Origin of the sequence: Actinomadura kijaniata NBRC 14229, from assembly GCF_001552175.1 — a bacterium.
Lineage (GTDB): Bacteria > Actinomycetota > Actinomycetes > Streptosporangiales > Streptosporangiaceae > Spirillospora > Spirillospora kijaniata.
The window spans coordinates 1-19432 of record NZ_BCQR01000206.1; the positions used below are offsets into that span (position 1 = coordinate 1).

General features: G+C 74.9%; 16 protein-coding genes. 8 read left to right on the forward strand and 8 right to left on the reverse strand.

All coding sequences use genetic code 11. The annotated features are described in order from the left end of the window. Nucleotides 1–800: CU044_5270 family protein (locus tag AKI01S_RS52170; RefSeq protein WP_067831680.1), on the forward strand; the 800-nt coding region annotated here is incomplete at its 5' end. A gap of 48 nt (nucleotides 801–848) precedes the next feature. On the opposite strand, the gene AKI01S_RS42845 is transcribed toward AKI01S_RS52170, so the two are convergent. The 3 genes from AKI01S_RS42845 to AKI01S_RS42855 all read right to left on the reverse strand — a co-directional run bounded on the left by AKI01S_RS42845 (nucleotide 849) and on the right by AKI01S_RS42855 (nucleotide 4177). Beyond that, nucleotides 849–2048: a PucR family transcriptional regulator gene (locus AKI01S_RS42845; RefSeq protein WP_084000804.1), complete on the reverse strand. Its 1200-nt coding sequence runs from the start codon at nucleotides 2046–2048 to the stop codon at nucleotides 849–851. A gap of 125 nt (nucleotides 2049–2173) precedes the next feature. Next, nucleotides 2174–3031: an esterase/lipase family protein gene (locus tag AKI01S_RS42850; protein ID WP_067831682.1), complete on the reverse strand. Its 858-nt coding sequence runs from the start codon at nucleotides 3029–3031 to the stop codon at nucleotides 2174–2176. Nucleotides 3032–3352: 321 nt separating this feature from the next. Beyond that, nucleotides 3353–4177: a dienelactone hydrolase family protein gene (locus AKI01S_RS42855; protein WP_067831684.1), complete on the reverse strand. Its 825-nt coding sequence runs from the start codon at nucleotides 4175–4177 to the stop codon at nucleotides 3353–3355. Between the two features lie 76 nt (nucleotides 4178–4253). On the opposite strand from AKI01S_RS42855, the gene AKI01S_RS42860 reads away from it, so the two are divergent. Then, on the forward strand, nucleotides 4254–5258 hold the full coding sequence (locus AKI01S_RS42860) for a GlxA family transcriptional regulator (RefSeq protein WP_067831686.1): 1005 nt from the start codon (nucleotides 4254–4256) through the stop codon (nucleotides 5256–5258). Here AKI01S_RS42860 and AKI01S_RS42865 read toward each other — a convergent pair. The 3 genes from AKI01S_RS42865 to AKI01S_RS42875 are packed head-to-tail and all read right to left on the reverse strand — an operon-like array spanning nucleotide 5230 to nucleotide 10336. Beyond that, entirely contained in the window at nucleotides 5230–5622 is a 393-nt protein-coding gene (locus AKI01S_RS42865) for a hypothetical protein (protein WP_067831688.1), read from the reverse strand. The two genes, AKI01S_RS42860 and AKI01S_RS42865, sit on opposite strands and share 29 nt — an antisense overlap. Next, the gene (locus AKI01S_RS42870) at nucleotides 5619–7886 is read right to left on the reverse strand and encodes a DUF4132 domain-containing protein (protein WP_067831690.1); all 2268 of its coding nucleotides are present in this window, start codon (nucleotides 7884–7886) and stop codon (nucleotides 5619–5621) included. The genes AKI01S_RS42865 and AKI01S_RS42870 overlap by 4 nt, the downstream gene beginning before the upstream one ends. Then, entirely contained in the window at nucleotides 7883–10336 is a 2454-nt protein-coding gene (locus AKI01S_RS42875; RefSeq protein WP_067831691.1) for a DUF4132 domain-containing protein, read from the reverse strand. Before AKI01S_RS42875 ends, AKI01S_RS42870 begins: the two co-directional genes overlap by 4 nt. A 109-nt stretch (nucleotides 10337–10445) precedes the next feature. Between AKI01S_RS42875 and AKI01S_RS42880 the strand changes: the two genes are divergently transcribed. The 6 genes from AKI01S_RS42880 to AKI01S_RS42905 all read left to right on the forward strand — a co-directional run bounded on the left by AKI01S_RS42880 (nucleotide 10446) and on the right by AKI01S_RS42905 (nucleotide 16336). Next, nucleotides 10446–11906: a flavin-containing monooxygenase gene (locus AKI01S_RS42880; protein WP_067831693.1), complete on the forward strand. Its 1461-nt coding sequence runs from the start codon at nucleotides 10446–10448 to the stop codon at nucleotides 11904–11906. A gap of 9 nt (nucleotides 11907–11915) precedes the next feature. After that, a complete protein-coding gene (locus AKI01S_RS42885; RefSeq protein ID WP_067831695.1) occupies nucleotides 11916–12677 on the forward strand; it encodes an SDR family NAD(P)-dependent oxidoreductase in 762 nt (253 codons plus the stop codon). A gap of 109 nt (nucleotides 12678–12786) precedes the next feature. Further along, nucleotides 12787–13731 (forward strand): DMT family transporter, encoded by a 945-nt coding sequence (locus tag AKI01S_RS42890; protein ID WP_067831697.1) that lies wholly within the window; start codon nucleotides 12787–12789, stop codon nucleotides 13729–13731. Nucleotides 13732–13744: 13 nt separating this feature from the next. After that, nucleotides 13745–14659: an NAD-dependent epimerase/dehydratase family protein gene (locus tag AKI01S_RS42895; protein WP_067831699.1), complete on the forward strand. Its 915-nt coding sequence runs from the start codon at nucleotides 13745–13747 to the stop codon at nucleotides 14657–14659. Between the two features lie 9 nt (nucleotides 14660–14668). Next, nucleotides 14669–14989: a GroES family chaperonin gene (locus AKI01S_RS42900; protein WP_067831701.1), complete on the forward strand. Its 321-nt coding sequence runs from the start codon at nucleotides 14669–14671 to the stop codon at nucleotides 14987–14989. A 147-nt stretch (nucleotides 14990–15136) separates the two neighbouring features. Beyond that, on the forward strand, nucleotides 15137–16336 hold the full coding sequence (locus AKI01S_RS42905; protein WP_169814110.1) for an MFS transporter: 1200 nt from the start codon (nucleotides 15137–15139) through the stop codon (nucleotides 16334–16336). 109 nt (nucleotides 16337–16445) lie between these two features. Here the strand turns inward: AKI01S_RS42905 and AKI01S_RS42910 are convergent, their stop codons facing one another. Together AKI01S_RS42910 and AKI01S_RS54480 are read right to left on the reverse strand one after the other, a co-directional pair. Next, nucleotides 16446–17174, reverse strand: coding sequence for an aminoglycoside 3'-phosphotransferase (locus AKI01S_RS42910; RefSeq protein ID WP_067831704.1), 729 nt, complete (start codon nucleotides 17172–17174; stop codon nucleotides 16446–16448). Beyond that, nucleotides 17171–19432: SbcC/MukB-like Walker B domain-containing protein (locus AKI01S_RS54480; RefSeq protein ID WP_067831705.1), on the reverse strand; the 2262-nt coding region annotated here is incomplete at its 5' end. The genes AKI01S_RS54480 and AKI01S_RS42910, both read right to left, overlap by 4 nt.

Consider the following 19432-nt stretch of genomic DNA (forward strand, 5'->3'; position numbering starts at 1 on the left):
GCTGGCTGCGGGTCGCGGCAGTCGGCGGCGCGGGGCTCGCGGTGGCGGCCGGGGCGGCGGTCGTGCCGGGCCTGACCGGCGGGGAGGTCGCCAACGCGCGGGAGCTGCTGGACCGCGCCGCGACCGCCGCGCAGGAACGGTCGTTCACCGCGCCCAAGCCCCACCAGTGGTCCTATGTCGAGACCCGTTACGAGCGGATCCGCAAGCCCGGGAAGGGGGAGGTCGCGACGGTGTCCACGCCTCGCGAGACGACCGTGGACCGGATCTGGACGCGGGTGGACGGGACCCGGATGGCCCTCTACGAGAAGGGCAAGCTGCTGGAGAGCGCCACCGGCGGCGGGTCGCCGCCGACGGACTACGCGACGTTGTCGAGGCTGCCGCGTGACCCGGACGCGCTGCTGGCGCACGTGCGCGGGACGTGGGAGTTGATGACCCGGGACAACGCGGAGGTGTTCGCGATGCTCGGCTCGACGCTCAACAACAGCGTGCTGCCGCCCGCCCAGGAGGCCACGATCTACCGGGCGATGGCCAAGCTGCCCGGCGTGAAGCTCACCAAGGGTGGCAAGGACATCGCGGGCCGTCCGGTGATCGCGGTGTCGATGGTGCAGGAGGGCTGGATCCGGGAGGACGTGCTGCTGGACCCGAAGACCTACGTCTACCGGGGGCACCGGTCGGTCGCGGTCGCCGACCACCGGGACCGGCAGCCCGAGGGCGGCTGGACGATCCGGAAGGGGACGGTCGAGAGCCAGTCGGCGCGGCAGGTCGCCGGGTTCGTGGACCGGCCGGGGCAGCGGCCCTAGCCGCGACCGGCCGGGGCACCGGCGGCCGCCGGTGCCCCGGCCGGGGCCTCAGTCGGGCGGGGTGATCGCCAGCCAGGCGCGGAGGGCCATGTGGAATTCCAGGTGGCGGGCGGGGTCGTGGAGGTCGTCGCCGAACAGGGCCTCCAGCTGGCGCAGCCGGTAGCGGACCGTCTGGGCGTGGATGTGCATGCTGTCGGCGGCCGCGGTGGCGTTGAAGCCGTGGTCGAGGGCGGCGAGGAACGTCTCGGCCAGCCGCCGGGCGTGGCGGGGGCGGCTGCTCTCCAGCAGGGGCGCGAGGGCGCGGGAGACCATCGTCTCCGTCAGGAAGCGGTCGCGCAGCAGGATCAGCAGGGGCAGGTGGTCGGTGACGACGACGGGGTTCCCGGCGGGCAGGACGCCGCCGTCGGCGAGGTCGAGGGCCTGGCGGGCGAGGCCGAGGGAGCGGACGACGTCGGTGGTCGCGACGGGCGGGCCGATCGCCGCGCGCCACTCGCGCAGGCTGGCCCTCAGCATGCGGTGGCGGCCGGGGCCCTCGGGGTCGGGGACGATCAGGCAGGGCTCGTCCAGGTGCAGGCCGACGAGCACCTCGGGCGGCAGCGCGGTGCCGGGCCAGGGCGGGCGGCTCGGGCGGCGGAGCGCGACCGCCGCGACCGTCTGGGGCAGCGGCCAGGCCGCCTCGTCGGCCGCCTGCTTGATCAGGTCGGGCTGGGGTTCGGCGGCGACGAGCAGGTCGACCAGGCGGCCCCGGCGCAGCCGCATGTCCCCCGTGGCGCGGGCGCTCGCGTCGGTGTGCCCCTCGGAGACGGCGGCCGCGATCGTGTTGAGGTAGTCGAGCACGGCCGCGGCGACCTGGCCCATGACGGTGACGGTGACGCTGGGATGGCTCTCGGCCACCGCCGTCAGCCGCCGGATCGAGACGGCCGCGCCGAGCCGGAACGCGGCCTGCGAGACCTCCTCGGACAGCCCCTCCTCGGTCTCGATCACCCCGACCCGCTGGAAGAACGACGTCGCCGCGTCGAACGAGGCGTGCTGGTCGAGCAGCAGTTCCAGGAACCCGGCGATCGACCGCTCCACCGTGCGTTCGAGGAAGTCGGCGTGGGCCGGGTCCTGGAGCCTCGTGTACTGCGGGAACTCGTCCTCGATCTCGCGGACGGCCTCCCGGATCGTCCCGGGGACCTCCGCGCGGAGCAGCGCGACGATCTCGGCGGTCTCGTCTTCGGAGAGTTCCTGCAACAGCCGGTCGCGCATAGGCCCCACATGTCGCCGTAGCCGCATCACATCGGTAGACCGCAAAATACACAGGAGTCAGCGGTCGTGTAAGCCGTCGGTCCGGCCGTTCCGCCGGGCGGGCGGAACGGCCGGACCGGGGCGGGTCAGCCGAGCGGGTTGGAGCAGTTGATGGGCCAGTAGGGGCCCCGGATGTCCAGGGAGTTCAGGACGAACCGGATCGTCACGGGGTCGAAGTTCATTCCCACGTGCGCGTTCGTGTCGTTCGGGCACTTGTCCTGGAGCAGGATGTTGTGGGTGTTGGAGCCGTTGAGGTAGGCGGAGGTGTAGGGGGTGACCACCTCGTCGTACTTGGTGGCCAGCACGATGTAGGTCGGGCCGGGCACGGTGTCGCCGCCGGAGTTGAGGTCGCGCAGGAACGCGGAGTCGGTGATCTGCTGGCCGGCGGCCGGGGCCGCCCGGACGACGGCCTGGGTGATGCCGAGCAGGCTGCCGAGCGCCACCAGGCCGCTCATGTTGGTGCCGTGGTTGGACGGCGCCAGCCCGATCAGCTTGTTGACCTTGGCGGCGCCTCCGAGGTTCTTCAGGTAGTAGCGCGGCATCATGCCGCCCTGGGAGTGGCCGACGATGTCGACCTTGGTGGTCCTGGTCGCGGCCAGGACGCGGTCGACGAACGCCGCGAGCTGCCCGGCGGAGGTGGGGATGTCGCCGGTGCCCTGGATGGGCGCGTCGGGGGCGCCGCCGTAGTTGAGGGCGTAGACGCAGTAGCCCTCCTTCTTCAGGGCGGGCGAGACCTTCTGCCAGTTGAAGGCCATGTTCTCGAACGTGCCGTGCACCAGCACGACGGGCCGGGGGCGGGTGAGCGAGGGCTTGCAGTTCCAGTCGTTGGCCCCGGGCGGGGAGATCTCGGCGTGCGCGGCGGTGGGGGTCATGACGCCGAGGCCGACGACGGCGGTCAGCGCGGCCGCCGCGACGGCGCGCAGGCGGGTGCGGTGGGAAGGCATCTGCCTCTCCTTCGGAAGGCACGGCGAGGGCATGCCGAACGCGCCCGGCGAGGGGCGGAGAACGTCCTCCGGCCGGCCCGCGGCGTTGCGGGATCCTCGTCCGGGCGTTCGGTGGTGACCTGCCGTGGGGGTGGATGGGAGAGGGGCGGCGCCGTTCCCCTGGGGAGCTGCCAGTAAGGTACGGCCGCGGTGGCCGGCAGTCTTGTGGGCGAAGGCTCGGCTTTCACCGGCCGCTTAGCAGGCCCGCACAAAAACCCGCAGGGCGCGGCGTTCCCGCTGGTCACGCCGCGGCCGCGGTCCTTCCGATCCGGCGGGCGGAGGTCAGCCGCCGGGTTGGAGCCGTTCCGCCAGGAAGGCGAGGATCTCGTCGCGGGCCTTCACCGTCGGGTGGCCCTCTTCGTTCACCAGGTGGGCGGTGACGATGCTGTGTGGCGTCTCGACCATCTCGCGGAAGAACGGCGGCGGGTTCGGGTTGGCGGCGGCGCCGTCGAGGACGCGGCCGTCGAAGGCGTCGCCGAGGAGCTTCCGGTAGGCGGCGAACCGCCGACCCGTGCACCAGCGGTCGCCCTCGAAACGGTAGGCGAGCACCCGCAGGCCGTCGCGGGTGACGCGCTCGCGGATGGCCTGGGCGTCCTCGTCGTCGAGTTCGAGCCCGGCCGGGTCGTCCAGCGGCAGGGACGGGTGGTTGACGACCGGGGCGATGACGGACGGCTCCAGCGTCATGGTGAGGGCGAAGTTGCCGGTGAAGCACAGGCCGATGGCGCCGACGCCCGGCCCGCCGCATTCGGCGTGGGCCCGCCGGGCCAGACCGCGCAGCCAGGCGGTGACGGGGCTGGTGCCGCCCCCGGCGAACGCGCGGAACTCGGCGCTGACGCAGGCGCGGCGGATGACCTCGCGGCCCGCCTCGGTCGTGGGGTGGGCGCCGTCGGTCCCGAACAGCGAGGGGACGTGGACGGTGAAGCCCGCGTCCCGGATCCACCGGGCCAGGCGCAGAACGTCGGGACTGATGCCGGGCATCTCCGGCATCAGGACGACGGCCGGGCCGGAACCGGCGACGTGGACCGTCTTCACCGTCCCGTCCACGTCCACGTGGCGGTGGGAGAAGTCGTCGAGGGGGTCGTCAAGGGGGTGGTCTGCGGCGTTCATGGTGACCAGCGTGGACGGTGGGCGCGGCGGACCGTGAGAGGCCGGATCGCCAGACAAGGGGGTAATCTCGCCAGGCGTGAGCGCGTTGAGGATCGGGGTCCTGGCCTATCCGGGGTGTTTCGCGTCCGAGGTGTTCGGGGTGCCCGACCTGCTGACGATGGCCGCGCACGTCGCGGGGCCGCGGCACGCGGGGTACCGGGTCTCGGTCGTCTCGCCGCGCCGGCGGGTCGTCGCGTCGGGCGGGCAGGAGCTGGCCGTCTCGCCGTTGCGCGAGGTGGACGTCCTGGTGGTGCCGGGGTTCGAGCTGGCTCCCGGGCTGGACGTGGAGAGCAGGCTCGCGCCGCTCGGCCCGGAGGTCGCGGCGATCCGGGCGCACGCGGACGCGGGCCGCGCGGTCGTGTCGATCTGCGTCGGCGCGTTCCTGCTCGCCGAGGCGGGGCTGCTCGACGGGCGGCGGGCCACCACGGCGTGGCTCCTGGCGGACCGGCTCGCCCGGCGCTGCCCGGGCGCCGACGTCCGGCCCGAGCGGCTGGTCGTCACCGACCGGGGGGTCACGACGACGGCGGCGTTCAGCGCCATGTACGACTTCACGCTGGAGGTGATCCGGCGGCACAGCGGCGCGGGCGTCGCGCGGACGACGGCGCGGATCGCGCTGCTCGACGACGCGCGGTCGTCCCAGTCGCCCTACATGGACGCCCGGCTGCTGCCCCGGCCCGGCGACGCGTTCTCCCACCGGGTCATGCGCCGGCTCGACCAGGATCTGGCCGCCCGCTACGACCTCACCGCGCTGGCGGCGGCCTGCAACGTCAGCACCCGGACGCTGCTGCGGCGCTTCTCCGACGAGACCGGCCAGAGCCCGCTGGAGTACCTCCAGGCGTCACGCGTCCGCCGGGCCCGCCATCTGCTGGAGACCACGGACCAGACCGTCGCCGCCGTCGCCGCCGCCGTCGGGTACAAGGACCCGGGGACCTTCGCCGCGCTCTTCGCCAAGCACACCGGCCGGCGCCCCAGGGACTACCGCGCGGCCTTCCGGCGCGAGGCCGCCGATCCGGTCAGCCCCCGACCAGCGGGATCAGTTTGATGAACACCAGGTCGGGGTCCCCGGTCAGGTCGACGACCTCGTCGAGGTCGTCGACCTGGCGGTCGCCGGTGAGGACGAAGAAGCCGTTGCGCCGGAACGCCCGCTCGGCGATGTCGGCCTGGCGCTCCCAGTCCAGGCGGCGGGCGCGGGGCAGGTGGTAGCCGTTCAGGTCGGCCTCGGCGTCGTCGGGCTGGACCAGGCCGTTGAAGCGGGAGGCGGGGCGGGCGTTGTGGCGGGCGACCTCCTCGCGGACGCGCAGGCGGATCAGCTCGCGGACGGTCATGGTCGACGGCAGGCCGGTGACCTGGAACTCCGCCAGGGACGTGCCGGTCGCGGTCTCGTCGCGGAAGGTGACGGCGCTCATCGTTCCCCTCGTCGGATCTGGGCCAGGATCGTCGGGTCGGTGATCGTGGTGTCGGCGGCCAGCAGGGCGGCCTTGCTGAGGATCAGGGACAGGCGATCGTCCTCGAACGGCAGGAACACCCGGGGGTCGGGCCGGCCGGGGACGATGCACAGGTAGGAGTCGTCGGGCTCCATCAGGATGTTGGCCGACCCCAGGTGGATCCGGTAGGTGCGCAGGTCGCCCTTGACCTTCAGGAAGCGGTCGGTCAGCTCGCAGCGGTCGGCGATCCGCAGGCGCGGCAGGATGCGCTCCAGGGCGGCGCGGCGGGTCTCGGCCGTCGCGGTGAGCGCGCCGAAGCCGTCGCGTTCCCAGTAGGCGCGTCCGGCACCCTGGCCGGTCCAGTCGGGGTCGGCGGCGATCGAGGTCACCGCGACGAACAGGTCCACGTCGCGCATCGCCTCGCTGAACACCACGGGCGGGACCTCGCGCAGCGGGGCCTCCCGCCAGGCGCCGCCCTCGCGGCGGGAGAAGCGGACCCGGTCGGTGGAGGCGAGTTCGCGTTCCCCGGCGGGGTCGGCGTAAACGTGGCGGAACGCCACCCGCCACTCCCCCGCCGCCAGGACGCGCGTCGCCTCGTCCTCGTCCCCGCCGTCCCAGGGGCCGAGCAGGTCGCTCTTCCAGCCCCGGGCGCGGAACAGCGCGAACAGGCGGCGGTAGTGGACCAGGTGGGCGGCGAAGCGGTGGGAGTGGACGGCGGTCTCCTCCTCGGCCGGGGTCAGCAGGTAGATCTCGCGGAACGCCTGCTTGAACGGCTGGCGCAGCTCGCGGTCGGTGATCAGGTCGCGCCAGGCGCGGATCTCCTCCGGCGCGTGGCCGATCGGGTGCCACAGCCGGACCGGGGCGTCGGGGGCGGCGTCCGGGACGTCCTGGAGCACGGGCAGCACGGCGCGGCCGTCGATCTCCCAGATGAGGCGGCCGACGACGGCCCCGGCCAGGGGGTGGTCGAGCAGGGCCGACCGCCAGTGGGCGTAGGTGTGGGTGGGGTTCGCGGTGTAGCCGCCTTCGAGGGCGCGGGCGAGGGTGGCGAGCTGGGTGTTGATCCGTTTGGTGCGGTCGCGCAGGTCCTTGAGGACGGTCTTGTGGTCGGCGCGGACGGCGGCCGGAACGCCGCGCAGCGCTTTGCCGTCGCGGCGCCAGACCAGTGTGGCGGTGTCGGTGACGGTGATCTCCGCTTCGTGGTCGCCGACGCGCTCGCGCAGGGGGCCGGGGTCGGGGACGCGGAGGGCGACGTCGGCGCGTTCGGCGAGGGCCGCCTCGATGCGTTTCAGCATCTTGTCGAGCTGCTTGGGCACGCCCGCGTGCCGGACGACCGTCTTGACGTGCCGGAGCGCGGTGACCAGCTCGGGGGTGGGGTGGTCCTGGCCCGCGCGGGCGACCGCGTACAGGAACGCCTGGGAGGGCAGCGTCCTCGCCGCGGTGGGGGCGACGGCGGTGGCGGGCAGGACGCGGGACAGGTAGCCGGGCAGCCAGGGTTCGTCGTTGGCCAGGGCCGCGCGGAGGGCGCGTTCGAGTGCCTCGACCTCGTGGGGGGTGAACGCGGCGTCGGCCTTGTAGGGGACCCTGCCGGACTGGATGTCGGCGAGGCGGCGTTCGGCCTCCCGCAGCTCGGCGTAGAGGAAGCCGAGGTAGCCGGGGCGCGACCGCAGGCGCTCCTCCGTGTCGGGCGGCACCATCGCGCGGCGTCTCTCGGCGACGCCGTGCAGGACGGCGAACCGCACCCGGTCGACCAGGGGCCAGCGGGACATCAGGTCGAGTTCCCTTTCGGCGCTCGGGCCCCGGCCGGAGACGAGGCGTTCGGCGGTCTCGCGGTGGCGGTCGGGACCGGCCAGGGCCGCGACGGCGAGCTGGTCGTGGACGTGGCGGTTCTCGCCCTTGGCGTTCATGAAGCGGGCCAGGGCGTCGGCGCGTTCGGCGAGGCCGTCGGGCCAGGGTCCGGTGCAGCGCAGCAGCGCGGCCAGGCCGAGGCCGAGGTCGGCCCAGTCGCGCCGGTCCAGGTCGGTGACCAGCGCGTCGAACAGGCGCAGGCACGCCCGCGGGGTGAAGTCCGCCGGGCGCGCCTGCGCCTCGTCCTCGATCTGGAAGCGCAGGCCGGTCGAGGAGCTGACGTAGGCGTCGGGCAGCAGGTCGCCCAGGTCCCGGGCGCTGAGCGCGGCCAGGTCGGCGGTGGTCAGGTAGGTGTGGTGGTCCGCGTCCCGGAGCGCGGCGCGGATCTGGTCGGGGGTCACGGGACCGTCCTTCGGATCTGGCGCAGGATCGTCTCGTCGGTGATCGTGGTGTCGGCGGCGAGGAGGAGCGCCTTGCTGAGGATCAGCGACAGGCGGTCGTCCTCGAACGGCAGGTGGACCTTCGTCCCGCCCCTGGCCTGCACGATGCACAGATAGGAGTCGTCGGGCTCCATGAGGATGTTGGCCGATCCCAGGTGGATCCGGTAGGTGCGCAGGTCGCCCTTGACCTTCAGGAAGCGGTCGGTCAGCTCGCAGCGGTCGGCGATCCGCAGGCGCGGCAGGATGCGCTCCAGGGCGGCGCGGCGGGTCTCGGCGGTCGCGGTGAGCGCGCCGAACGTGGCCGTGCGCCAGTACTCCGCATACCGGTCCTCGCCGCGGTCCGCCCAGTCGGGGTCGGCGGCGATCGAGGTGACGCCGACGAACAGGTCCGCGTCCCGCATCGCCTCGCTGAACACGACCGGCGGGACCTCCCTGAGGGGGACCTCGGTCCAGCGTTTGCCCGCGCGGCGCTCGAACACGATCCGGTCGGTGGCGGCGTGCTCGGGGGCCCAGTCGAAGTCCTCGGTCGCCGGGGTGTGCTCGAACGTGGCCCGCCACCCGCCGTCGCCGAACGTCCCGCGCGCCTGCCCGAACGAGCCCGCGTGGTGACGGCCGAGGAAGTTGGACTGCCAGCCGCGTTCCCTGGTGAGGGCGTAGAAGCGGCCGTAGTGGACGATGTGCGCGGCGAACCGGTTGGAGTAGACGGCGGTCTCCTCCTCGGCCGGGGTCAGCAGGTAGATCTCGCGGAACGCCTGCTTGAACGGCTGCCGGATCCCGCGGTCGGTGACCGTGGCGCGCCAGGCGCGGATCTCGTCCGGCGTGTGGTGGATCGGGTGCCAGAGCCGGACGCGGACGGTCTTCGGGGCGTCGGCGGGCGGGGCGTCGGCGGGCAGGGCGGCGCGCCACTCGCCCGCCTCGTCCTGGAAGTCCCAGATCAGGTCGCGGGTGATGACGCCGACGACCGGGTGGTCGCGGTAGTGGCGGGCCCACTCGTCGTAGGACCACTCGGGGTCGGCGGACAGCAGCGCCTCGACCCGGCGGCGCTCGGCGGCCAGGGTGGCGCGGACCCGCTTGGCCAGCGCCTTCGTCTCGGCGACCTCGGGGGCGTCCCTGACGGCGGGGGGCGCGGTGCGGCGGGCCGTCCCGTCGGGGGCGGTGTAGGTGAGGCGGACGGTGACGGCGTCCTCGACCGCGAGGGTGACGGTGTGTCCGGCGACCGTGCGGGTGAGCGTGCCGCCGGGGGCCAGGCCGTGGTCGGGGACGGCGCGCTCGACGAGCTGCCGCGGGGTGATGCCCTGGCGCCCGGCGGCCGTCCCGATCGCGGTGTCGAGCTGCTTGCGCAGCGCCTTGTGGCGGAGGCGGGCGTCCAGTTCCCGGAGGGCGTCCAGACCGGCGGGGTCCTCGACCGCGCCGAGCGCGTTGATCGCCGCCCCGGCGAGCCTGCCGTCCCAGGTCGCACGGTTGAACATGCCCGCCAGCCCGGCGAGCCGTTCCAGGTGCGGGGCCGTCTCCGCCCCGGCGGTCAGCGCGGCCGCCCACAGGACGCCGCAGGCCAGGTCCTTGTAGGCGGGGTCGACGTAGTCGCCGTGCCCGCGCTCGACCTCCTCGGGCTCGACGGCCATCTCGCGCACGCACGCCACGAGCGTCTCCCCCGCCTTGGCGGCCTCGACGAGACGGACGCACTCCCTGCGCCACCTCTGCGGCGGGCGCGGTCCGGAGAAGACCGCGAGGTGCCATACGAGCGCGGCCAGCCCGGCGGTGGGCGCCTCGGCGAGGCGGTCGCGGAGCGGGGCCGCCCACCACTGCCGTCCGGGCACCATGCCGTCGGGGAGCAGCGCCGGGTCCCGCTCGGGAAGCAGCCGTTCCAGCCGCCGCACCAGCGCGCTCCGCTCGCCTCCGGCGAAGCCCGGGTCGGCGAGCACCCGCTCCTGGAGCGCCCGCAGCCACTCGTCCGCCGCCGCACGCCCCTCGGCGGGGAGCTCTTCGGCGACACGTGCGGCGAACTTCGTCACGTCGGTGAACCATCCGTCCGACCGCTCGTACTCGAGGACGGCCCGGACCAGCACGGCGGTCTCGGCCGGTCCGAAGCCCCCGGTCGTGGCGAGCGCCGGGGTCACGTTCGCGCCGAAGTGCCACGCGATCACCGCGTCCTGGGCGGCGGCCAGCAGGAAGGCCAGGACGGCGGGGCGGGCCTCCCCGGCCGGGAGCGCGGCCAGGCGTCCGGAGATCTCGGCGCGGGTCCGCTCCACCGCCCGCAACGACCCCGGCTCACCGGCGCGGAGGCGCCGCGCGTCCGCCATTCCCCGCCGCAGCAGGTCCAGCAGCCACGCGCCGCGTTCCAGGGCGTCGAGGCGGACGTCGTCCAGGGTGTCGTCGCGGCGGCAGTCCGCGGGCAGGTCGTCGAGGGGCATGGCGGGATCATGCCAGGGGTGGCCGACAGAAGCGTGTGAGGCTGTTCAGGTGACCCATCGGTCACTACGCTCGGAGGTCGACAGCCAGAACGACATTCGGGACGCAGCGATGGCCTCTCCGCGCACGGTCGTGATCATTGGGAGCGGGTTCGGCGGGATCGGGATGGCGATCCGTCTCAAACAGGCGGGGATCCACGACCTGGTGGTGCTGGAGAAGGCTGGCGGGCTCGGCGGGACCTGGCGCGACAACACCTACCCCGGCGCGGCCTGCGACGTCCCCTCGCACCTGTACTCGTTCTCGTTCGAGCCCAGGACCGACTGGAGCCGCCGGTTCCCGCCGCAGCGGGAGATCCTGGAGTACCTGTGGCACTGCGCGCGCAAGTACGAGGTGCTGCCGCACGTGCGGTTCGGGTGCGAGGTGACCGGGGCGCGGTTCGACGAGGACGCGGCGCTGTGGCGGATCTCCACCAGCGACGGCGACCTGTCGGCGCGGGTGCTCATCTCGGCGTGCGGGCAGCTCAACCGGCCCGCGCTGCCGCCGATCGAGGGGCGCGAGACGTTCGCGGGCGTCGGCTTCCACTCGGCGCGCTGGGACCACGGGGTGGACCTGGCCGGGAAGCGGGTCGCGGTCGTCGGGACCGGCGCCAGCGCGGTCCAGATCGTTCCGGAGATCGCCGGGGTCGCGGGGAGGCTGACGCTGTTCCAGCGGTCGGCCCCCTACGTCATCGACAAGCCCGACCGGCCCTACCGGGACTGGGAGAGGACCGTCCTGGAACGCGTGCCGGGCGCCTACCACCTGAGCCGCGCGAGGACCTACGCGCTGTACGAGTCGCGGGCGCTGGCGTTCGTGAAGTACCCGAAGCTGATGGAGGGGATGAGGGCGCGGTTCCGGCGGAACCTGCACCGCCAGATCCCCGATCCCGGGCTGCGCGCGGCCCTGGAGCCGGACTACCCGATGGGATGCAAGCGCATCCTCATCTCCAACGACTACTATCCCGCGCTGACCAGGCCGAACGTCGAACTGGTCACCGAGGCGATCGACCGGGTCGTCCCCGCGGGGATCGTCACGCGCGACGGCACGACCCACGAGGCCGACGTGATCGTGTACGCGACCGGGTTCCGGTCCACCGGGTTCCTCGCGCCGATGCGGATCCACGGGCGGGGCGGGCGCGAGCTGAGCCGGGAGTGGCGCGACGGCGCGGAGGCCCACCTCGGCATCACCGTGCACGGCTTCCCCAACCTGTTCCTGCTGTACGGGCCGTACACGAACCTGGGGCACAACAGCATCATCTACATGCTCGAATCCCAGTTCCGGTACGTGCTGGGCTGCGTCGAGGCGCTCCGGCGGCACCGGCTCGACTGGATCGAGGTGCGCGCCGACGTGCAGGACGCGTTCGGGCGCCGGATGCAGGAGCGGCTGCGCGCCACCGTCTGGGAGGCGGGCTGCGAAAGCTGGTACATGACCGCCGGCGGCAAGGTCGTCAACAACTGGCCCGGCTTCACCTTCGCCTACCGCCGGGCGACCCGCCGCCCCGACCCCCGCGACTTCACCGCCCGCCGCGCGTCCTAGGCTCGGTGCATGCCGACTGCCTTCATCACCGGGGCCACCGCGGGGATCGGTGCCGCGTTCGCCCGCCGACTGGCCTCCGACGGATTCGACCTGGTGCTGCTCGCGCGCGACGCCGAGCGGCTGGACAGAAGCGCCCGCGACCTCGCCGAACGCTACGGCGTGCGCGCCGGGACGCTGGTCGCGGACCTGGCGACCGACGACGGGATCGCCGCCGCCGAGGCACGGCTGCGCGAGGGCGTGGACCTGCTGGTCAACAACGCCGGGTTCGGCCACAAGGGCACCTTCCTCGACGTCCCGGTCTCCGACGAGCTCGCGATGCTGAAGGTGCACTGCGAGGCGGTGCTGCGCCTCACCTCCGCCGCGCTCCCCCGCATGCTGGAACGCGGCCGGGGCGGCGTCGTCAACGTGTCGTCGGTCGCGGCGTTCGCCTCGCGCGGCACCTACGGCGCGTCCAAGGCGTGGGTCGTGGGGTTCAGCCAGGGCGTCGCGCAGGACATCGCCGGGCGCGGGAACGTGCGCGTCATGGCGCTGTGCCCGGGGTTCGTGCGCACCGAGTTCCACCAGCGGGCGGGGATGGACACCTCGAACGTGCCGTCGTTCCTGTGGCTGGAGCAGGACGCCGTCGTGGACACCGCGCTGCGGGACCTGCGGCGGGGCGTCCAGGTCAGCGTCCCCGGCGCCCAGTACAAGGCGATCGTGGCGGTGACGCGGATGATGCCGCGCGAACTCGTCGGGCGGCTGTCGGCCCGGACGGGCCGCAGGTACGACTGACCGGCCCGGTCTTGATCTACCGGCGGGGACACGGCAGGGTGTCCTGACACCGCCGGAGCGGGGGTCTCCGGCGCGCCCGCCCACCGTCCGCTGAGAGGTCCCTCCGCGCATGGGCCACGACCTGGGGCACGCCGCCCTCGCGCTGTTCGCGACCGTCACCTACTACACCGCCTTCCTGGTGTTCCGGGCCGCGGCCGGGCGGATGCCGCCGCTGCGCGGCAGCCGCCCCTTCCACGTGGCCTGGCACATGCTGACCAGCCCGGTGTGGCTGGCGGGCGGGCTGCTGCTGTTCGTGGGGCTGGCGGCGGAGGTGGTGGCGTTCGCGGAACTGCCGCTGGCGGTGGCGCAGCCGGTGTTCGCGGTCAGCCTGGTGCTGCTGGTGGTCTACGCGGTGGCGCGGCTGGGCGAGCGCCTCGTCGTCCGCGAGTGGGCGAGCGTGGCGCTGTTCGTGCTGGCCACCATGCTGATCGGGCTGTCGGCGGAGCCGCCGGGACCGCTGCGGGCCGAGCCGTCGCTGACCGACACGCTGCGCGAACCGTGGGCGATGCTGGCGGTGGTGGCCCCGGCGGTGCTGGTCGCGGGGCTGGTGTGGCTGGTCGGCGACCGGCGCGGCGGCGGACGGCACGCGCGGCGGCTGGCGGGGGTCGCCTACGGGATCGGCGCCGGGGTGTGCGCGGGGCTCGCCGAGGCGGGCATCCGCGGGATGTCCCTCGTGTACGAGGACACCGGCGACGCGGTCGCGGTGCTGGGGTCGCCCTACCCGTACCTGACGCTGGGGATGGCGGCGATCGCGCTGGGGCAGTTGCAGGTGGCGTTGCAGCGGTGCCGGGTCGCGGTCGTCGCGACGGTGCTGACGGTGATCGGGCGGATGTACCTGGTGCTCAGCAGCGCCGTGCTGTTCGGGGAGGCGTGGCCGCGGGAGAGCGGGCCGTCCGCGCTGCGGACCGCCGGGTTCGCGCTGGCGCTGGCGGCGCTGCTGCTGTTCCCCCGGTACGAGGAGGAGTCGGCGCGCGGGGTGCGGGGCGCGGGTTCGCGCGCGGTCGCGCCCCGGTGAGAGGCTGGCGGCCATGCGGGTGCTGGTCACGGGGGCGGCGGGATACGTCGGGTACGCGGTGGGGCGGCGGCTGGTCGCCGCCGGGCACGAGGTGGCGGGCCTGGTCCGCGACGCCGCGCGGGACCTGCCGCCGGGCGTGCGGCCGGTCGTCGGGGACCTGCTCGACGCCGCGAGCCTGACGTTCGACGGGCCGTTCGACGCGGTGGTGCACCTGGCGGCGCTGACGCGGGTCCGCGAGTCGTTCACCGACCCCCTGCGGTACTTCGAGGTGAACGTGCAGGGCACCGTCAACCTGCTGCGCGCGGTGCCCGCGCCGCGCGTGGTGTACGGCTCGACGGCCGCGGTGTACGGCACGCCGCCGGTCCAGCCGGTGCCCGAGACGCAGCCGCCCGCCCCGGCCAGCCCGTACGGGGCGTCCAAGCTCGCGGCAGAGGAGGTCGTGCGGTACCACGCGCGGACCGGGGCGGCCGGGGCGGTGGTGCTGCGGACGTTCAACGCCGCCGGGTCCGTGGCGGGCCGCCCGGACCCCGACCCGACCCGGCTGATCCCGCGCGCCCTGGCCGTCGCCGCCGGGCACGCCCCGCACCTGGAGGTCAACGGCGACGGGTCGGCCATCCGCGAGTACCTGCACGTGGACGATCTCGCGGCGGCGCACGTCGCGGCCCTGGACGCCGCCCGGCCGGGCGGCGAGGCGGTCTACAACGTCGGCGGCGGCTCCGGCGCCTCGGTCGCCGAGGTGGTCGCGACCGTGGAGGAGGTCACCGGACGGCCCGTCCCGGTGCTGCGGCGGCCCCCGCGCCCCGAGCCCCCGCTGCTGGTCGGGGACTCCGCGGCGATCCGCCGCGACCTGGGCTGGCGGCCCGGACGGTCGGCGCTGCCGGAGATCATCGAGGGCGCGTGGCGCGCTCTCCTGCGATCGGGCGGATAAACTCCCAGCGTGTCCGAGGCCAAGTTCGAAGTCCAGATGCTCCACGACCGTGTCATGATCAAGGTCGAGAAGGACAGCGGGGAACGCCGCAGCAGCGGCGGCATCGTGATCCCCGCCACCGTCGAGCAGGCCAACCGCCTGCAATGGGGCGAGGTCTGCGGGGTCGGGCACCACGCGCGGACCGTGAAGGTCGGCGACCGCGTCCTGTTCCACCCCGACGACCAGTTCGTGGTGGAGATCCAGGGCGAGGACTACCTGGTGATGCGGGAACGCGACCTGCACGCCATCGCCTCCGAGCGTCCCGAGCACGGCACCGGCCTCTACCTCTGACCCTCCGGCCCTGATCCGCCGGGGCGCCCCGCGCCCCCCGCGACCGGCGCGGACAACCGCCGGTTGTCCCCCCACGCCCGGCGGCTGTTTGTCTCCGGTCGCCCGATCCGGTCTGCTTGCGCTGGTCGTCGAGGTGGAGGGACCGGTGTGGGAACGGACTTCTCGCGGTTGTGGACCGCGTACGCGGTCAGCGCCGTCGGGAGCGCGGTGGCGACCGACGTGTTCGCGTGGCTCGCGGTCACGGTGCTGGCGGTCGGCGCGTTCCAGGTGTCGCTGCTGACGGCGGTGGGCGGGGCGTTCGGGGCGCTGCTGGCGCTGCCGCTCGGCCCGTGGGTGGAGTTCCGGCGCAAGCGGCCGCTGCTGGTCGGCGCGGACCTGGCCCGCTGCGCGGTGCTGCTGACCGTTCCGGTGGCGCTGGCGCTGGACGCGCTGACCTACGTCCACCTGCTGCTGGCGGCGGTGCTCATGGCGGTCGGGCAGATCGTCTTCGTGGCCGCCTCCGGCCCCCATCTGCGGGCGCTGGTCCCGGCGGAGGCGCTGACGGCGGCCAACGCCCGGTTCGAGAGCGTGCAGTGGACGTCCTCGGCGGTGGGGCCGCCGGTCGGCGGGCTGCTGGTGTCGGCGCTCGGGCCCGCCGCGTCGATGCTGGTGGACGCCGCGAGCTACCTGCTGTCGGCGGTGGGCGTGCGGTCCCTGCGCGCCGCCGAGCCCGCCCCGCCGCGCCGCGCCGGGGACGCCCGCCGGATCCGCGAGATCGCCGAGGGGTGGCGGATCATCCGCCACGACCGGGTGCTGTGGCCGCTGTTCCTCAACACCGTGGCGGTGAGCGCACTGATCATGGCGATCGCGCCGGTGCTGGCGGTGCTGATGCTGCGCGAGCTGCGGTTCACGCCGTTCCAGTACGGGCTGTCGGTCGGCGTGCCCTGCGTCGCCGGGGTCGTCGGGGCGCGGGTCGGCCGCCGCCTGGCCCGGCGGAACCGGCGGGCCGTGCTGCTCGGCGCGGGCGTCGCGCGGGTGCTGTGGATGCCGCTGCTGCCGCTGGCGGGGCCGGGCTGGGGCGGGCTCGCCCTCATCATCGCCGTCCACACCGGCACGGTCCTCGCCATGGGCATGTTCAACCCGATCATGGCGACGTACCGGCTGGAACGCGCCGCCCGCGACGGCCTCGCCCGCGCCCTGACGGCCTGGTCGGTGACCTCCCAGCTCGCCCGCGCCGGATGCGTCCTGTCCTGGGGGCTGCTGGCGACGCTGACCGCGCCGCGCGTGGCGATGGCGGTCGGCGCGCTGCTGTTGCTGGCGACGGCCCTGACCCTCCCGTGGCGCGGGGGGCTTCCGGACCCGGAATGAACCTTTCGCCGTGATCGCCCGTAACACGGGCAGGTCCCCTGGACCGAAGGCCCCGCGTCGCCCCCCGGCCGTCATCGACGCGGGGCCTTCGCCCGCCCGGCCGGAGGGATCAGAACAGCTCGTCCAGCAGGCGGTAGTAGCGCAGGCGGTCCGCGTCGGGCTCGGGGGCCAGCCCGTAGGACTCCCAGAACGCCTCCCACGCCGCCTCGCCGTGGTCCTCGGTCAGGTCGCGCCGGGCGATCGCCAGGTCCCGGTAGCGGTCCGCGACGCCGAGGGCCGGGACGTCGATGAGCACCGGGTCGCCCGACGCGGGCAGCAGGACGTTGGACGGCGTGTAGTCGCCGTGCGCCACCACCAGGTCCTCGGCCGGCGGGCGGGTGGTGAACAGGCGGTCCAGGACCTGCCCGGGGGTCAGGTCCCGGTGGTCGTCGTCGAAGTCGTCGGGGTCCACCGCGCCGTCGCGGACGTTGGCGGCGGCGCGCTCCAGGACCGTGGCCAGGCGGCCGTCGAACGGGCAGTCGGCGACCGGCAGCGTGTGCAGGGCCCGCAGGGCGCGGCCCATGACGGCGCCGATGTCGGCCGGGGCGGCGCCCTCCAGGGACGGCGCGCCCACGTCGGCCAGGACCAGCGCGTCGCCGGTGAACGCCACCACCTCGGGCACCGGCAGGTACTTGCCCAGCCAGCGCAGGCGCGGACGCTCGGCGGCGGCCGGGGGACCCTGCTTGACGTAGAACGTCCCGCCGCCCGCCGTCACGCGCCGGACCGTGCCGCTGGCCCCCTCGTGGTCGGACGACCAGACCGCGTCGGGGCCGAGAAGTTCCGAGAGGTCCATGGTCATACCATCACCGTCGTCGTGGAACCGGTACGGCCCTTGCGGATGCGGAGCTGGGCGGGGATGCGGGCGCGCAGCTCGGCCACGTGGCTGACGATGCCCACGGCGCGGCCGCCGTCGCGCAGGCCGTCCAGGACGTCCATCACCTCGTCGAGGGTCTGCTCGTCCAGGGTGCCGAAGCCCTCGTCCACGAACAGCGTGTTGATCTCGGTGCCGCCGGCCTCGGCCGTCACCACGTCGGCCAGGCCCAGCGCCAGCGCCAGCGAGGTGATGAACGACTCGCCGCCCGACAGCGTCGCCGGGTCGCGGTCCTGGCCGGTCCAGGCGTCGGTGACGCGCAGCCCCAGGCCGCCCGCGCCCTTCTTGCGGTCGCCCGCCGCCTTGTCGATGGTGTGGAGCAGGGCGTAGCGGCCCGCCGACATGCGGGCCAGGCGCTCGTTGGCGGCGTTCACGACCTGCTCCAGGCGGGCCGCCAGGACGTACGCCGACAGCGACATGCCGAGGCGGTTGGCGCCCGACTTGCCGGAGGCCACCCCCGCCAGGTGCTCGGCGACGCGGTGCTCCCCGGCGGCCGGGAGCCAGGCGTCGACGGCGGCGTCGAGGTCGGCGCGCAGCTCGGCCAGGCGGGCGCGGCGGCGGGCGGCGCGTTCGGCGGAGGACGCGACGGTGGTGTGGACCGCCTCGGCGATCTCCAGGGCGGCCCGCAGCGCGTCCAGGTCGGGCGCGGGCTCGGCCGCGGCGGCGATCAGCCCGGGGTCGGCGAGCTGGTCGCGGAAGGCGGCCTCCTCCCGGCTGAACCAGTCGATCCGGCCGCGCAGCTCGCCCTGCTCCTCGTCCTCCAGCCAGGCGGTCAGGGCCTCCTCGGCGGTGCGGAACGCCTGGTCGGCCAGGGCGGCGGCCGCCACCTCGCGGGACTCGGCGTGGGCGCGCTCGGCCTGGGCGGCCTGCCGCTCCGCCTCGACGGCCTCCTTCAGGGCGTCGGCCTCGCGGGTGAGGCGGGCGACGCGGGCGTCCAGGGACGGGTCCTCGCCGCGCGCCTCGTCGAGCGCGGCGGCCAGCCGGTCCCGTTCGGCGGCCAGCTCCTCGTCGCGGGCGCGGTTGCGGGTGAGACGCTCGGTGAGCTGGTCGTGCTCGGCGCGGGCCTTGTCCTGCCGCTCCTCGGCCCGGCTCAGCTCGAACGCCAGCCGGTCGGCCTCCGCCGCCCGCGCGGCGGCGGACTCCAGCGCGGCGCGGGCGTTCTCCAGGTCCTCGGCGAGCGACTCGACGGTCGTGTCGCCGACGTCCTCGGCCAGGTGGGCGTGCTCGGCGTGGAGCCGGGCGACCTCGGCGGCGGCCTCCTCGCGCCGGGACTGCGCCCGGTCGGCCTCGGCCTGGGCGCGGTCCACCTCGTCCTGGCCGGGGATGTCGGTGTGGGAGGCCAGCGGGTTCGGATGGTCGGGCGAGCCGCAGACCAGGCACGGCTCGCCGGGGACCAGCTCCCGCGCCAGCACGGCCGCCATGCCGTCCAGCCGGGCCTGGCGCAGCGCCTGGACGCGGTCGCGGGCCTCCTGCGCGACGTCGGTGGCGGCGCGGTGGGCGTCCTCGGCCTGCACGACCAGGTCGTCCAGGCGGTCGCGGCGGCGGGCGGCGGCCAGGCGGCGTTCGGCGGTCTCCACGGCGTGCTGCGCGCCGGGGCGCTCGGCGGCGGCGACGTTGGCGGCCTCCAGCGCCCTCGCGCGCGCCCTCACCTGGTCGGGGAGTTCGGTGAGCAGGCGGGCCAGGTCGGCGGCGGCGGGTTCGAGGCGGGCGCGCTCCCCGGCCAGCTGGGCGCGTTCGGCGTCGTAGCGGCGCAGGCGCTCGGCGTCGGCGCGGCGGCCGTCGAGGGTGGCGACCTCGTCGCGGCGGTCGCGTTCGGCCTTGCCCAGCACGTCCTCGGCGACGTCCGCGCCGACCAGCGGCTCCACCCGCTCGCGCAGGTGCGCGGCGTACCGGCGGGACCGGTCGGCCTGCTCGGCGTGGCGGCGGGCCTGCCGGACCAGGCCGACGACGCGGCCCGCGCGCTCGGCCTCGTCGAGGCGGGAGGTGAGGCGGCGGCGTTCCTCGGCGCGTTCGGTGAACGCCTCGCGGCGGCGCAGCGCCTGGGCGTGGCGGGCCTGCCGCTCGGCGAGCGCGTGCGCGGCCTCCCCCTCGGCCCGCGCGGCGGCCAGGCCGGCGGTGGCCTCGGCGCGCAGGGTCTCGGCGCAGGCCAGGACGTCGGCGTGGTGGGCGGCGACCTCGGCCGCCCA

Coding starts and splice junctions, on each gene's coding strand:
- AKI01S_RS42845 (WP_084000804.1), bottom strand. CDS start 2,048: ATGCGCGACCGGCTGTTGCAGGAACTCTCCGAAGACGAGACCGCCGAG.
- AKI01S_RS42850 (WP_067831682.1), bottom strand. CDS start 3,031: ATGCCTTCCCACCGCACCCGCCTGCGCGCCGTCGCGGCGGCCGCGCTG.
- AKI01S_RS42855 (WP_067831684.1), bottom strand. CDS start 4,177: ATGAACGCCGCAGACCACCCCCTTGACGACCCCCTCGACGACTTCTCC.
- AKI01S_RS42865 (WP_067831688.1), bottom strand. CDS start 5,622: ATGAGCGCCGTCACCTTCCGCGACGAGACCGCGACCGGCACGTCCCTG.
- AKI01S_RS42875 (WP_067831691.1), bottom strand. CDS start 10,336: ATGCCCCTCGACGACCTGCCCGCGGACTGCCGCCGCGACGACACCCTG.
- AKI01S_RS42880 (WP_067831693.1), top strand. CDS start 10,446: ATGGCCTCTCCGCGCACGGTCGTGATCATTGGGAGCGGGTTCGGCGGG.
- AKI01S_RS42885 (WP_067831695.1), top strand. CDS start 11,916: ATGCCGACTGCCTTCATCACCGGGGCCACCGCGGGGATCGGTGCCGCG.
- AKI01S_RS42890 (WP_067831697.1), top strand. CDS start 12,787: ATGGGCCACGACCTGGGGCACGCCGCCCTCGCGCTGTTCGCGACCGTC.
- AKI01S_RS42895 (WP_067831699.1), top strand. CDS start 13,745: ATGCGGGTGCTGGTCACGGGGGCGGCGGGATACGTCGGGTACGCGGTG.
- AKI01S_RS42910 (WP_067831704.1), bottom strand. CDS start 17,174: ATGACCATGGACCTCTCGGAACTTCTCGGCCCCGACGCGGTCTGGTCG.